Source organism: Vibrio variabilis (assembly GCF_003263785.1).
GTDB lineage: Bacteria > Pseudomonadota > Gammaproteobacteria > Enterobacterales > Vibrionaceae > Vibrio > Vibrio variabilis.
Map to the genome: position 1 here is coordinate 283,732 of NZ_JYJK01000087.1, position 14,964 is coordinate 298,695.

The following is a 14,964-nucleotide window of genomic DNA, read 5'->3' on the forward strand; positions in this document are numbered from 1 at the left end:
GGGCGCTTTTTTACATCCAGCGACAAATTAAGTGACGGTGTAACCTATATTTGATGTAATCTTATGCGAAACGTTTGCTTTTTTCCGATAAACACAAATCTTGATTGCATGTTGAGACGAATCAGTAAATAATACCACCCCGTTTACACGGGTTTTCTATCGGAGGCACAATGCTTTACCGTCTTGCCAGAGCTGGCTTTTTCCAACTTGATGCCGAAAAGGCTCACGATCTCGCTATTCAAAACTTCAAGCGCTTCACCGGCACACCACTTGATCTCGCTTATCGCCAACAACTACCAAATCGACCAGTCGAATGCATGGGTTTGACCTTTAAAAACCCTGTCGGTCTAGCTGCAGGTCTAGACAAAAACGGCGAATGTATTGAAGCATTCGGCGCAATGGGCTTTGGTTTTGTTGAAGTTGGTACGGTAACTCCACGTCCTCAGCCAGGAAATGACAAACCACGTCTGTTCCGTTTGGTAGAAGCGGAAGGCATTATCAACCGTATGGGTTTCAATAATTTGGGTGTTGATAACCTGGTAGAGAACGTTAAGAAAGCCAAGTACGACGGTATCATCGGTATTAACATTGGTAAAAATAAAGATACGCCAATCGAGAAGGGTGCCGAAGACTACATTATCTGTATGGAGAAGGTTTACGAGCACGCGGGTTACATTGCAGTAAACATTTCATCCCCTAACACGCCTGGGCTGCGTACGCTGCAGTATGGCGAAGCTTTGGATGAACTACTTGCTGAGTTGAAAACGAAGCAGGCGGAACTGGCTGAAAAATATGGTAAATATGTACCACTTGCGCTAAAGATCGCGCCGGATCTCAGTGACGACGAAATCAGTCAGATTTGCGATTCGTTGATCAAAAACCAAATCGATGGTGTGATCGCAACGAATACCACATTGGATCGTACTGTTGTTGAAGGAATGAAGCACGCTAATGAAGCGGGTGGCTTGAGCGGCCGTCCAGTACAGTCTCGCAGCACGGAAGTAGTGCGCCTTCTAGCGAAAAACCTTGATGGTAAGCTTCCAATCATTGGTGTTGGTGGCATCGACTCATACGTGTCTGCAAAAGAGAAGCTAATGGCTGGCGCTTCGTTAGTTCAGGTTTACTCTGGCTTTATCTATCACGGTCCAAAACTTGTAAAAGACATCGTTAAGAATCTATAAGCGCTTTCAATTACTAAAGTGACTAGGTTTTAATCGAGAAAGGGGAAAATAGTTTTCCCCTTTTTTTTTGTTTATTCGTTTTTAGAATTAGTAACAACTGACCAACAGGTAATTAAGCGTTTTACCTAACAGTCTGATTATTCTTTAAATATAGAGACGGAACGATGCTTAAACCCAGCGATACATGGATCTGGTATATGGACGAGAGTGAAGACTCTCTTATGCTGGACTTGGGAGACGATATGGTTTTCAAAACCAATCTTTCCCGTAAACTCCTTGTCGACTGCGCGATGGGTCAGAACAACTTCACTGTCGATGACGCATCCGCGTTTCAAACCTTTAAAGACCAAATTAGTGTACTTGGGCTATCTGAGCCTAGACAAGCGGAGCTAACGCTGTACTGCGTGGCTGCCAAGCGCTTCCATAAACCAGTACAACCCAAAAGCTGGTTCTTCGACCATCAAGATGGCTCTTATCAGCCAGAGGAAGGGGAATTGGTTAGATTGGTAAACTCACATTCAGAAGGCTTTTTCATCGTTCTGGAAGTGGGAGAGAGTGCCAGTTTGTGTGCGTTAGTTGACTTAGAGTCATTCAGTTTGACAGCAAGCAAGCAAGTCACCTTTGGACAAAGCATTAAAGTGATGCACGACCGTATGACGTGTGCACAGCAGTTTATCGCATTAAACCAGCCTATCGCTCTTGTAGGTTAGAGCTGGGCATTTAGAGCGCGTTAACGCGCCTTATAAGAAAAAGCAGTGGCAGCTTTAAACAAAAATAATATGTGTTTCCTTCATTTCTCGTAGAATTTATCGGCCTAGTTGGCCGATTTTTTTTGTCTGCTGTTTACCAAAAACCTACAAATACCCCTCAGTTTTACTCTTCAAGCGAGCTCTTTAACCATTCAAGCGGCGATGTTTTGCCGTGTCTATTTTGTCTCAGAGCAAATAATTGGCTTTTTTTTGTCTCTGAAAGTGACGTATTTATTTCCCTTAATAGGGGCTAATTAGCGAGTGAATTCCCCATTTACGCACTTTTTGTAACTAAGTTACAAGTAAAAGTAGGTGTTGGTATATACCAGATTTGGAGCGAATAAGTATTCACTATCGCGGTAGGCGTTGGTTTCTGGTGTTTTATTTAAGTGGAAGCTAATGTTAAGTGTCAGGTGATTACAGCGGTTAAAGCTTGTGCGAACAAACACTTTGAAAGCGGGTTATTGAAGGATTGTTTAGTGACAGGCGGCAATGTCAGGTATAATCAACACCATTTTTCACAGCCAGATGAACACTATGAACCAATATCTTGCCGTCACTTCTAACGGACTTGAAAACCTTCTCGCTCAAGAGCTTGAACAAATGGGCTTAACTTCTGTAAAGCCTGTTCAAGCGGGGGTGAAATTTAAAGCGACAAATGAGCAGATTTATCGCGCTTGTTTGTGGAGCCGCTATGCTTCTCGCTTTGTTAAAGTACTGTCGGAATTCACTTGCCAAGATGATATGGACCTTTATCTGGCTGCATCGTCCATTAACTGGGTTAACCACTTCCACAGCACGAAGAAGTTCATTGTTGATTTCAACGGTACGAACCGAGAGATCCGCAATAGCCAATATGGCGCAATGAAAGTGAAAGACGCGGTAGTGGATTGCTTTAATAAAAAGAACTTGCCAAGGCCAAACATCAGTAAAGATAGGGCTGATGTTCGTGTGCATGTGCGTTTGCATCGTGATAAGGCACTGATTGGTCTTGATATGGTGGGTTCTGGCTTGCACCAACGTGGTTATCGTACTGAATCTGGTCGTGCTCCACTTCGTGAAACACTGGCCGCCGCTATTGTCGCTAGAAGTGGGTGGGAGCAAGGTAAGAACATGCTCGATCCAATGTGTGGCTCGGGTACCTTGTTGATTGAAACAGCCATGCTTGCGGCAAATATGGCGCCAGGTGTGAAACGTAAGACTTGGTGTTTTGAAGCGTTAGAAGATTTCGAGCCAGAAGTTTGGGCTGAAGTGAAGTCGGAAGCGAATGTACAAGCTCGTCGCGGTGTCAAAAAGACTGACAGCAGATTTTGGGGCTTTGATAACGACCCTAAAGTCCTGCGTACTGCAAAAGAAAACGCAAAGCGCGCAGGCGTTGATGACTTGATTACGTTTGAACTTGGTGATGCTAGTAAAGTGACTAAACCTGCTGAATTCGGTGAGGGTGTGATTGTGTGTAACCCACCTTATGGTGAGCGCCTCGGTACAGAGCCAGGTTTGATTGCGCTGTATACTGAGTTTGGTAATCAGCTTAAAACTGAGTTCGGAGGTTGTCAGGCATCGATTTTCTCAAGTTCAGATGATTTATTAAGTTGCCTACGCATGCGAGCTGATAAGCAATTTAAACTGAATAACGGTGCGTTACAGTGTCACCAGAAAAATTATTCGATTTCAGCGCGTAGTGCAGAACAGATCGCTGGCAACAACGACCTTCAAGTGATCGCTCCAGATTTCTCAAACCGTTTGAAGAAGAACATAGCGAAAATCGGCAAGTGGGCTAAGAAAGAAGGATTAGACTGCTACCGTATTTACGATGCTGATTTGCCAGAATACAACGTTGCGGTAGACGTATACCAAGATTCATTGGTCATTCAGGAATACGCGGCACCGAAGAGTATTCCTGAAGAAACAGCAAAACGTCGCCTTACCGATATTATCCGCGCTTCGATTAAAGTGACGGGTGTTGATACCAACAACGTAGTTTTGAAAACGCGTGAGAAGAAGAAAGGCAGCTCACAGTACAATAAGCTTGCTCAAAAGTCGTCAACTATGAAAGTTCATGAATACGGCGCGCAGTTGATTGTAAACTTGCATGACTACCTAGATACCGGCTTGTTCCTAGATCATAAAATCACTCGTCGTAAATTGGGTGAAATGGCGCAGGGCAAAGATTTCTTGAACCTGTTCGCATACACAGGTTCAGCGACTGTTCACGCTTCGCTTGGCGGTGCAAAGTCCACAACCACAGTTGATATGTCGAATACATATCTAGAGTGGGCGAAAGAGAACATGAAATTAAATGGTCAAGTAGGTCGTCAGCATCAGTACATCCAAGCAGATTGCTTGCAATGGCTAGCGAAAGCAAACGGCAGTTACGATCTTATCTTTATCGATCCTCCAACGTTCTCAAACTCTAAGCGTATGGAGCAATCGTTCGATGTTCAACGTGACCACGTCACTTTAATGCGCGATTTGAAACGCCTACTAAGTGCAGAAGGCACTATCGTTTTCTCAAACAACAAACGCCACTTCAAGATGGACTTGGACGCGTTGGAAGAAATCGGCTTAACGGCGAAAAACATTTCTGATAAGACCTTGCCACTCGACTTTGCTCGTAATAAGCATATTCATAACTGCTGGGTTATCTCTCACAAAAACTAATACGGATCATGACAAAGGAACTGACATTATACAGCACTGAAGGTTGCCATCTCTGTGAGATGGCCCTTGAGCTAATCAAACAAGTAGGGCTTGGGGAACAGGTAGAGATTGTCGATATCGCTTTCGACGATGAGCTGTTTTCTCGTTACGGTGTCACTATTCCAGTGGTCAAAGTGGATGAATCTGAGATCAACTGGCCCTTCGATATCTTACAACTTCAACAATGGTTAACAGTCAATGGCATTACTTACCATCCATAATGGACAACTTGCATTTGGTGATCATCCGCTTCTAGATAAAACGGACTTTGCGCTTCAAGAGAACGAGCGCGTGTGTCTGGTTGGTCGAAACGGTGCCGGCAAGTCAACGTTAATGAAAGTATTGGCAGGTGACATCATCATGGATGATGGCAAGCTGCAAATTACTCAAGATGTTGTGGTATCTCGTCTAGAACAAGATCCTCCTCGTGACCAAGCAGGAACGGTTGAAGACTATGTCGCTGAAGGTTTGGCAGAGATTGGTGAACAGCTAAAACAATATCACGCTTTACTTGAGCTGGTGGCTCAGGATCCTAGTGAATCTCATATCAATCGCTTAGCCAAGGTTCAAGAAAATCTAGAAGTTTCCGGTGCTTGGCGCTTTGAAGACCGTATTAAGAATATTCTTGGAGCGCTTAAGCTTGACGGCGCCACGCTACTTAGTGACTTGTCTGGTGGTTGGCAGCGCAAAGCAGCTTTAGCTAGAGCCTTGGTGTGCGACCCGGATGTCTTGCTACTCGATGAGCCGACCAACCACTTGGATGTGACGACCATTGAGTGGCTCGAGACCTTCTTAAAGGACTTCCGTGGTTCTATTATCTTTATTTCTCACGACCGCGCGTTCATTCGCTCTATGGCGACACGTATTGTCGATCTTGACCGAGGCCAATTGGTTTCTTTTCCAGGTGACTATGAAAAATACCTAGTAGAAAAAGAAGAAGCGCTGCGTGTTGAAGAAATGCAAAATGCGGAGTTCGACAAAAAGCTCGCGCAAGAAGAAGTTTGGATAAGACAGGGTATTAAAGCACGAAGAACTCGAAACGAGGGGCGTGTCCGTGCGCTGAAAAAACTTCGTGAGGAGCGTAAAGGTCGCCGAGATGTGCAAGGCAAAGTCAACCTCAAGCTCGATGACACCGCGCGTTCTGGCAAGATTGTGTTTGAAGCTGACAATCTGAACTATGAGATTGAAGGCAAAACAATCATCAATAACTTTTCGTTCAATATTCAGCGTGGTGATCGTATTGCGCTTATTGGTCCTAACGGATGTGGTAAGAGTACGTTGATCAAGCTGTTACTTGATGAGCTGACACCTACATCAGGTAAGCTCAAGTGTGGTACTAAGCTCGAAGTCGCCTATTTCGACCAGTACCGTGAAGCATTGGATCCAGAAAAGAGCGTTATTGATAACCTTGCCGATGGTAAACAGGAAGTGATGGTTGGCGGACGTGAGCGTCATGCGCTAAGTTATCTTCAAGACTTTTTGTTTGCACCAAAACGTGCGAGAACACCAGTAAAAGCACTTTCGGGTGGTGAGAAGAACCGTCTATTGCTTGCTCGTATCTTCCTGAAGCCGAACAACTTGTTGGTGCTCGATGAGCCTACTAACGATTTGGACATCGAAACCTTGGAGCTTTTGGAAGAGTTGCTAGGAAATTATCAAGGCACACTGCTTTTAGTGAGCCACGACCGTCAGTTTGTTGATAATACTGTGACCGCTAGCTGGATTTTTGAAGGAAATGGGGTTATCGAAGAGTTCGTTGGTGGTTATCATGATGCTCAGCAGCAGAGACAACAAGTGTTGGACGCACGCAAAGCGTACGAACCAGTAAAAGAGAATAAAAAACAGCCAGTTGAACAAAATAACAAAACACAAGCAGTGAACTCTAAACCTAAGAAGCTGTCCTATAAGCTACAGAGGGAATTAGAAGCGCTACCAGCTTTGTTGGAGCAATTGGAGCAAGAGATTGAACAACTACAGGAAACGGTGAATGACCCAGCGTTTTTTGCCAAGCCTGTAGAAGAAACACAACCCATTTTAGATAGTTTAGCTGCAAAAGAGCAGGAGCTAGACGTTGCTTTTGAGCGATGGGAAGAGCTAGAAGCAATGCAACAGGAAAGTTAGTTTTGATGAGTCGTAATAATTTTAAGTTTTCATTGATTGCTGCAAGTGTACTTGCAGCGACATCAAGCCATGCTGCTTTGTATAAAGTGGTTGAGGTCGACCCAACCGGAAGTATCAAATCGACCGGTGTTTTTGTTGAAGATGCGCAAGGCGTAATCACTGAGTTTTATGGCACAGCGATTGAAAAAGCGGAAGCGACGAGCCCTATGGGGTGTTTTGCTGATGGCTCGACATGTCGTGAGTATCGTTTATACGGTGATTCTCGCAATGGTTCTGAAGGGCACTCGTACCGTCAGGAAATCCCATTTAACTACGATTCATCATTTTTCTATACCGATTGGAACCGTAACCGCGACTATTGTCGTTCTGAGCTAGGTTACCAGACGTGTGATCCAGGTTGGGCCGACAAAATGTGGTTCAGCTTTAGTGATGTCGGTGGTTTGCTCCGTGAGCGTGATGCGTTTTACAACTCGTCGCAAACTGGGTGGAACAACATTGCGGGCGAAGATAATTATCTCTCTAACGCTCATGGCTTTAGTGAAACCACGCCATCCTCTAATCCGGATCAAGCATCTACAGCAGCGCGAATGGCGGTGACGCCAACTTCGGACTATAAACCGGGCGGAGTGGCGACACCAGATGCGAACTCAGAAAACGTCGTTATCAATAGCCTAACGTCTGATCAAAGTATGGCAATTGGTAACACCAGCTCTGGCTACTACCGTATCAACGCTTCGGATGGTGGAAAAGGTAACTTGGCAACGGCTTATCGTCATCGTGGTTTTGTGCAAAATGGCGATAGTACGGAAATGTTATTGCCGTTTTTGGTAGAGTCACCAAACAATGAACAACGGATTACCAACCAAATGGGTCGTACTATGGGTTGGAGTAGTTTCAAATATGACGGCAAAGAGTACATTGTGGGTAGTGCTGCTGTCGCTCCGTTTGACTACAACGACGATAACAAGAACTGGAATGGTGACCTAAATAACTGCTTGATTGAAGATCCAGCCTCTCGTGCTGATTGCCAGAACTTTGCATTTGCGACAAAAACTGCTGTATGGGATACCACTAATTTAGCAGCGGGCGCTTCAATTGCGTCTGATTGGCAAAATGGTGTAGCAACGAACAACGACAAAAAAGCATCACAGGGCAGTGCTCGTGGTGCTGTAATTGCAGCGCAAGAGAGTGCTTCGGACAACCCGAGAAACGGAAAACCATTCCTTGTGGGCTTAAATACCACTGGTGATGGCTCCAATAGCTTCCTCCAAGCGACAGTGTTCGTACCATCGACTACATTTGACCCAAATGCGATCGACACCGCACGTCAGTGGTCTCCAGTGACAGTAGAAAACGCCCGAATCAAGTCTGGTGATGACTTTATTTATAGCAATTCATACGCCACTGATATCAACAAAAACCTTGTGTTCCTAGGCGCGTCTAAGCGACGTGGTGATAAGCGTGAAAATGGTGCGGCGGCAAATCGTATGTTCTTGGGTCAGGTTTCCCTAAACAATAATGCAAACGGCTCATACTCTATGTCGGGTGCTCGATATTTTGACGAGCTAAACGGCAACAGCGGTATTTTCTTCCGTGGTGTAGGTGGTGAGCCTGGTGGTATCAACAACTTCAATGAAATTGTTGGAGCGGTTGATGCTGAACAATCGACAGAATATTTTGGTAAAAAACGACGTCAACGTGGATTTATTTACCCTTACAACACCACTGGTACGGATGCTGAGCGTTTAGCTATCTTCCAAGGTAAACCATGGCTATTGGACGATCTGACTAATGGCGGTACTTACAATACGCAGAACAACCAATACCGTATTGTCGATGCCGCGGACATCAACGATGATGGTGTGATTGCAGCAACCGCGCTGAAATGTGATGGGGGCTATGACACCACTGGTCACAACTCATACTGTGGTAATGGCCAAAAGAAAGAGAAGGTCGTTGCAGTTAAGTTGATCCCGATCGCAAATGCGACATCAGCCGACATTCAAACTCGTGGTATTGAAGCACCACCCGTCAAGCGTAGCGGTGGTGGCCTCGGTTGGATGGCTTTGATTATGCTTGGATTCTTTGGGTTACGCCGTAACAAATAGTCACAAGTGACAAAAATCCCAGCTTCACAAACGTGGAACTGGGATTTTTTGTGTCTTGAGATCGAGCCAAAAATGAGCAATTATTAAAGAGGAGTCACAAAAGCTCCATAAATCTTTAATGATAGAAGGTCGGGAAACCGACTTTGTATAGCGAGGACCGTACTATGAAGAGACAAAAGCGTGATCGTCTGGAACGAGCTCAATCACAGGGTTATAAAGCTGGATTGAATGGGCGATCGATGGAAGCCTGTCCCTATCAACAAATGGATGCAAAGTCGTATTGGCTTGGCGGTTGGCGTGACGCGAGAGATGATAAACAATCAGGACTCTTCAAGTAGTCTGGAGCGAAATTGAAGAAACTAAGGCCTCCTATGAGGCCTTTATAATAATCAGCTAATGCACTATAACTAAATATATGCACTAAAAAATAAACGACTCCGGAAAGTCGTTTATTCACAAAATTGCTTAGAAAGTAGAGGTGTCTTTGAAGAGGCCTACTTTAAGATCCTTCGCGACATAGATTTCTTTACCGTCGACAAGCACGCGACCATCAGCGATACCCATAACTAGCTTACGGTTAACAACACGCTTCATGTGTAGTTCGTAAGTGACTTTCTTAGCAGTAGGCAGTACTTGACCAGTGAACTTCAGTTCACCTACACCCAATGCGCGACCTTTACCTTCGCCACCAATCCAACCAAGGTAGAAGCCAACAAGCTGCCACATTGCATCTAGGCCAAGACAGCCTGGCATTACTGGGTCACCGATAAAGTGGCAGTCAAAGAACCATAGGTCAGGAGTAATATCCAGTTCAGCAACGATCAAACCTTTGCCAAAGTCACCTTCAGTTTCGGACATTTTTGCTACGCGGTCCATCATCAGCATGTTAGGTGCTGGAAGTTGAGGGTAGCCCTCGCCAAATAGTTCTCCGCGGCTTGAGGCTAGAAGGTCTTCACGGCTATAAGATTCACGTCTGTTTTGCATTATTTATTACTCCAAATTTGCGTTAGGCCATCTTAGTGAACAGGTGTACGCTAGACAAGTCCGACCACGACTAGACAAACCAGTTTTTAATCCTTGTCACAAATGACTCTGGCATTTCATGTTTTTCAAAGTTTTCAATACGTTCTGCAATCTTGCCAATCACGCTATCTTCGGTGTCACTTTTGAATGGTTGACCCAATAAAAGTGGTATCACTTCGTCTACGTGAGTCACAGACCAAATATGAAATTCTTCTTTTTTGATGCTCTCGACGAGCTCTTTGTTCAGTGCTAGGTGCTGAACATTGGTTTTAGGCAAAATGACCCCTTGCTTGCCTGTTAAGCCTTGGTGTTTACATACGTTATAGAAGCCTTCCACCTTCTCATTCAAACCACCTACAGCCTGAACGCGGCCAAATTGGTCGACAGCACCCGTGACTGCTATTTGCTGGTCTATTGGATAGCCAGATAGTGCACTTACCAAAGAGCACAACTCTGCCAATGACGCACTGTCTCCGTCGACCTCACAATAAGACTGCTCAAATACAATGGAAGCAGAGTATGGTAGCGGAGCGTCTAGGTCGAGTTCAGAAGAGACAAATGCTTGCATTATCATCATGCCTTTGGCGTGAATATTGCCACCAAGTTCAACTTTGCGTTCAACGTCAGAAACATCGCCGTCGCCAAAGTGCACCACACACGAGATACGAGCGGGTTCACCATAACTGATAGGGTGCCCAGGAATATCAATAACCGTTAAACCGTTTACTTGGCCAACTTGTTTTCCTTGTGTTTCAATGACGACTTGACCTTCCAAAATGTCATCGATAGCCCGTTCCGGCAGATAAGACTCGCGGGTACGCTTCGCTTCGATTGCTGCTTCTATATGTTCAGAAGATATCGTTGAATTGTGACTGTAAGATGATGCTTCACAAAGTAGAGCTTTATGCCAATCAACAGAAAGTGGCCAGTACTGTTTATCTTCTGTTTCTCGCGCACCCGCCTGGAGTAGCTTTAAGTAGCCTGAACGGTCAAGCTGTTTATCTGATAGAAACTGCGACATCATTGAGTTTACAAACGACAGATATTGCTTAGCTGTTGCCTGTGTTACTTTCAAATCGTTCTCGATTTCAGTGTATTGCATAAAGCCAGAGCGAAAGTCACTGTCGATGAAATCTAAATCGGATAGCTGTTCACGATCGCCAATAACAATAAGCTTAAAATCCGATGAAAAAGTAGGAGGTGTCAGCGCGCCAGTTTTGGCATCAATTGAGACACTGTTTAACTTTGCACCTTGAAGCAACGCTTTTAAATTTGTCCAAACGCCCAGACTTGCCAGAGCAGTTTGAGTCGATGAAATGAGAAAACCACCATCCGCTTGCGATACTAAACCTGGTGCAAGAGAAGGCTCATTCCCGGACATTTGATAGCGATCGAACAGCAAGCTTGGATCCGCGTCTTTACTGACGACGGTTTTGTGACCTAGCGCTTTTATATGCTCACTCACGAGCTGTCGATGAAACAAGTTGTCGCCATCTTTAATGATCAATACTTTTGAAGGGCACGCATCAGAGACAAAAAACGACAGTGCCGTTTTAAGGCGAGGCTGCAGTTCAATGGCATCGAGTGGAGCGAGAGAAGTAGCGTTATCGAGTAGATCAGCGAAATCGTTATAAAGGGGGCAGACTTGTTGCCAAGGGACTTGATTCATTGCGTCGTAACTTAAGTTTAATTTGCACGAAGTATACAATGAATCGCAACTCAACGTTAGCTTTTCAACTGTTCATATAGCGAGCAAAATCTCATTAACTGAGCATTATTATTGAGAAGTTTGGAATCTTGGGTTACGCTGTCACTGTAAACAGAGTAGGGATGCAAACCAATGAAATACCAACAACTTGAAAACTTAGAATGTGGTTGGAAGTGGCAGTATTTAACGAAGAAATGGCGTGAAGGTGAGAACATCACCCGTTACATTGATACCAGTGAGATCGAACAGGCAGTTTCAAAGCTGAAGCAGCTAGAGCATGAACCTACTCTGGTCATTGAGTGGATTGATGAACATATGTCAGTTGAACTCGACAATAAGCTCAAACAAGCAATTAGGCTAAGCGCAAACGCCATTACAATGCCGAGCAAGTTCACACCAAAAAGAAGTCCATTGATTTGGATTTTCGCGTATGGGAAAAACTATCGCATCGTGCCAACGATCTCGGTTGTACGCTCTCGGAAGCCATCGAGTATTTGTTAAGTGAAGCATCTCGTAGCGAGAAAGCCACGCAGAAAGTAAGCAGTTTGAAAGAGGACTTAAGTAAGTTATTAGGTGACGAAGGGAGGTAGTCGCTATGTTGTATGTCGTATTACTTGGGGCTGTGGTGGTATTTTGGCTAGTTGCCGTTGACCGACCTTCTTTAGTTGTAGAGATGAAAGAAGGTGAAATCACCAAAACGAAAGGCCATTTGCCACCAACCTTCAAACACAACCTTAAGGAGATTGTAGAACGAGATAAAACGACGGGAGACCTTAAAGTGTACCAAACTCGTAGCGGCATGAAGCTCAAGTTTAGCAAGACCATTTCCAAGAACATACAGCAAAGAATACGAAACATTTTTCCTCATCAAAGTTTCAAATCTAAAGGCAAGAAAAAGAGCCGTTAGTATTGAGAGAAAGGGCATTTCTGCCCTTTTTTTACTGTAATCTAATGCACTATAACTAAAGGGTTTGAGAACCGATAGTTAAGCCTTGGCCGCAATCTCACGCTCGTCCCAAATTTTCATTAACGTTCTACGCGATTCAGAGTCGAGCATTTGAATTCTTCTACACGTCCAGTTCTCTGCAATATAGTCAGCCATCTCTAACGAAACAGGGTTGTTATCCGTTAGGTAAGTCTCTAGCGCCGATTCCGCTTCTATTAGAGATAGACCCTCTACATCCCATTTTTGGATACGAACGTAGCTGTTTTTGAACCATTCAATTGGAAGTGACATAGAAATCTCCTTTTCTAATATCTAATCATTATTCTTTTAAGACAGTGTGTCTTTGCGTTGAATCTAGAATCGAATATTTGACTCAGTTTGTAAAGGGTGGGATGAAAATAAACTTAATAAAAAATATATAAAATATAATTTAGAGTTCACTGAATGAATATAAACACCCGTGTGAATTTGTTGTGGCTATGGTTTTTATTTATCCTACCTTAGTTTTATATGCATTTGCGTTATAGGTTCTTAAGCTCCGTTGTGTAAGGGTTTGTGTTATGGAGTACTAATATTCATCGCAACTTTTGAGAGGGTTGGATAGTATCGCTCTGCAAATATATATAATGTGAAACCATCATCATCTATTCATAAGTTTTTATTTACCTATGGTGACGGAAAATTATTTGAGCGGTGTTATCTGAGTTATTTATGTGACGCTATATGTTTTGCAATGTCCTGTTATTCCCTGGTTAGTTAAATTACCATGCATTTATTTGTGGTATTTATGTTTGGATCTTGGGTGGATTGGTAGCGCTCGTCATTTTAAAAGTTGGAACTAAGCGGAAAAGCTGCCAAAGACAGCGCCGGCGTTTAGGCTGACGGAGGCGCAAAACGCCGGTTGAAGTCGGCGATGAAGTAGGGAAGCCATGCATTGGCGTCTTCGATGGTATTGATGCCTTGTAAACGCATTTCTTTTACCAAACGGTTTTGCAACGTCAGATTGGCTCGTTCTACACGACCTTTGGCCTGAGGACTGTTGGCGCAGATGAGCTCTATGCCGAGTTCATTCAATACTCGACCATATTGCGTCTGGCCAACTTGCTTGTGTTTTTCTTGATTGACCCGAAATATCGAGTGCTTAACACTGTAGAACGGCACTGGCTTATCGTGCTTGTCCACATATTCTCGGGTCGCTTTCATGTAATCAAACGCTGACTCGGGTTTCACTGAATCTTAGGTTCATTAAGCGGCCAGTCGCGTTATCAATGAAGACCAGTAGGCAGCATTTATCACTGCGACCTTCAAACCAATCGTGGTGTGAGCCATCGATTTGAATGAGTTCGCCAAGGCAATCTCGACGATAGCGCGGCTGATAGACTCCAGGCTTGCGACGGGCATGTGGCGTCCATAAACCATCTGCGATCATCCAACTACGTAATGTTTCATTAGAAATGGATAGGTTGTGCAACTCGATTAATTTTTCTCGAGCAAGTGTGGGTGAAAAGTCTTCGTAATTATCACGGACTAGCTTCAAAATCATCTCTCGATTGTCGCTCGGGTAACGATGATTGCTAGGCCTTCCGCGAGCTTGGTGAGCTAAGCCCGCAGCGCCATACTCGCGTAACCGATTCATAAGGCGCTGAACCTGACGGACACTGAGGTTGAGGATCTCAGCAGCGTCGGATCTGCGTATTCGGCGGTCACAAACGTCCTGAATTATTTTAAAACGACGGATCTCTGAATCACTCATAGTCACCAACATGTTTAGTAGGTCCTTAGCTCAAATCACAATAGATAAAGACTAGGTGGGCTGAGCTTAGGAGGACATTTTAACTTTGGTAAAAAGTGACATTACTATATAGGAATAACAATATCAGTGCGTATTATCTCGCCTTAAGTTAAATATTAATGACTATCCGGTAAATAAAGAAGAATGGTGCTTTTATGGCTTATAAATACAATAGGTTAGAAATGGCAGAAAATAAGAAAACTTCTCTAATTTTTGCTGATTTGACGCCAGAAAGTGTAGCAAATCTTTGTTTTAAATCTGTGAGGACTGTCGAAAAATGGAGGAAGAGCGGTTGTATCCCACCAGAGTCAAGACGGTTGTTAAAACTGTACTTAAAACGAGCAATATCAGATGAGTCAGAGTGGGACGGGTTCTACATGGAAGGCAATAGATTGAGATTACCGACTGGCCAATTAGTTCAGCCTCAACAAATTTTGCTCGCAATGGCTCTATTGGAGTTTGGTGCAGAACCAGAGAGACTAATGCTTGCTAGGTTGAACCGTACTGCTAGAGCTATTGCTAGAATAAAGCTCCGAGCAAATAATCACCAAACGAAGTTGCGATGACTCGTAGAAACTAGAGTACTTATTCAATACAAATCAGACCCTTAGTTATCTATGTACTTTTCAAACAAGA

11 protein-coding genes and 2 pseudogenes are annotated in these 14,964 nt (G+C 44.1%); 9 read left to right on the forward strand and 4 right to left on the reverse strand.

Annotation, left to right across the window (positions count from 1 at the left end; all coding sequences use genetic code 11):
- Window positions 1-170: 170 nt before the first annotated feature.
- From pyrD to rmf, 7 genes are all read left to right on the forward strand, one after another.
- Window positions 171-1,181, forward strand: a complete 1,011-nt coding sequence (gene pyrD, locus TZ48_RS16460; RefSeq protein ID WP_112479952.1) for a quinone-dependent dihydroorotate dehydrogenase — start codon at window positions 171-173, stop codon at window positions 1,179-1,181.
- 164 nt (window positions 1,182-1,345) lie between these two features.
- A complete protein-coding gene (locus TZ48_RS16465; protein WP_112479953.1) occupies window positions 1,346-1,891 on the forward strand; it encodes a cell division protein ZapC in 546 nt (181 codons plus the stop codon).
- A gap of 576 nt (window positions 1,892-2,467) precedes the next feature.
- Window positions 2,468-4,591, forward strand: a complete 2,124-nt coding sequence (rlmKL, locus tag TZ48_RS16470) for a bifunctional 23S rRNA (guanine(2069)-N(7))-methyltransferase RlmK/23S rRNA (guanine(2445)-N(2))-methyltransferase RlmL (RefSeq protein ID WP_112479984.1) — start codon at window positions 2,468-2,470, stop codon at window positions 4,589-4,591.
- 8 nt (window positions 4,592-4,599) lie between these two features.
- Window positions 4,600-4,851, forward strand: a complete 252-nt coding sequence (locus TZ48_RS16475; protein ID WP_112479954.1) for a glutaredoxin family protein — start codon at window positions 4,600-4,602, stop codon at window positions 4,849-4,851.
- Entirely contained in the window at window positions 4,829-6,751 is a 1,923-nt protein-coding gene (locus TZ48_RS16480; RefSeq protein WP_112479955.1) for an ABC transporter ATP-binding protein, read from the forward strand. The genes TZ48_RS16475 and TZ48_RS16480 overlap by 23 nt, the downstream gene beginning before the upstream one ends.
- 5 nt (window positions 6,752-6,756) lie before the next feature.
- A complete protein-coding gene (locus TZ48_RS16485) occupies window positions 6,757-8,859 on the forward strand; it encodes a DUF3466 family protein (RefSeq protein WP_162674626.1) in 2,103 nt (700 codons plus the stop codon).
- Window positions 8,860-9,023: 164 nt separating this feature from the next.
- Window positions 9,024-9,197 carry a ribosome modulation factor gene (rmf, locus tag TZ48_RS16490; RefSeq protein ID WP_042475718.1) on the forward strand — a complete coding sequence of 58 codons (174 nt, stop codon included), beginning with the start codon at window positions 9,024-9,026 and terminating at the stop codon, window positions 9,195-9,197.
- 127 nt (window positions 9,198-9,324) lie between these two features.
- Here the strand turns inward: rmf and fabA are convergent, their stop codons facing one another.
- Window positions 9,325-9,843, reverse strand: coding sequence for a bifunctional 3-hydroxydecanoyl-ACP dehydratase/trans-2-decenoyl-ACP isomerase (gene fabA, locus TZ48_RS16495; protein ID WP_042498789.1), 519 nt, complete (start codon window positions 9,841-9,843; stop codon window positions 9,325-9,327).
- A gap of 70 nt (window positions 9,844-9,913) precedes the next feature.
- The gene (locus TZ48_RS16500) at window positions 9,914-11,551 is read right to left on the reverse strand and encodes a S16 family serine protease (RefSeq protein ID WP_112479957.1); all 1,638 of its coding nucleotides are present in this window, start codon (window positions 11,549-11,551) and stop codon (window positions 9,914-9,916) included.
- A gap of 171 nt (window positions 11,552-11,722) precedes the next feature.
- On the opposite strand from TZ48_RS16500, the pseudogene matP reads away from it, so the two are divergent.
- Both matP and TZ48_RS16510 read left to right on the forward strand, forming a co-directional pair.
- A pseudogene (gene matP / locus TZ48_RS16505) lies at window positions 11,723-12,180 on the forward strand (macrodomain Ter protein MatP).
- A gap of 5 nt (window positions 12,181-12,185) precedes the next feature.
- Window positions 12,186-12,497 carry a DUF3634 family protein gene (locus TZ48_RS16510; RefSeq protein WP_112479958.1) on the forward strand — a complete coding sequence of 104 codons (312 nt, stop codon included), beginning with the start codon at window positions 12,186-12,188 and terminating at the stop codon, window positions 12,495-12,497.
- Window positions 12,498-12,575: 78 nt separating this feature from the next.
- Here TZ48_RS16510 and TZ48_RS16515 read toward each other — a convergent pair whose 3' ends face one another.
- On the reverse strand, window positions 12,576-12,827 hold the full coding sequence (locus TZ48_RS16515) for a hypothetical protein (RefSeq protein ID WP_042498800.1): 252 nt from the start codon (window positions 12,825-12,827) through the stop codon (window positions 12,576-12,578).
- 588 nt (window positions 12,828-13,415) lie between these two features.
- A pseudogene (locus TZ48_RS16520) lies at window positions 13,416-14,289 on the reverse strand (ISNCY family transposase); the annotation flags it as partial.
- Window positions 14,290-14,964 lie beyond the last annotated feature (675 nt).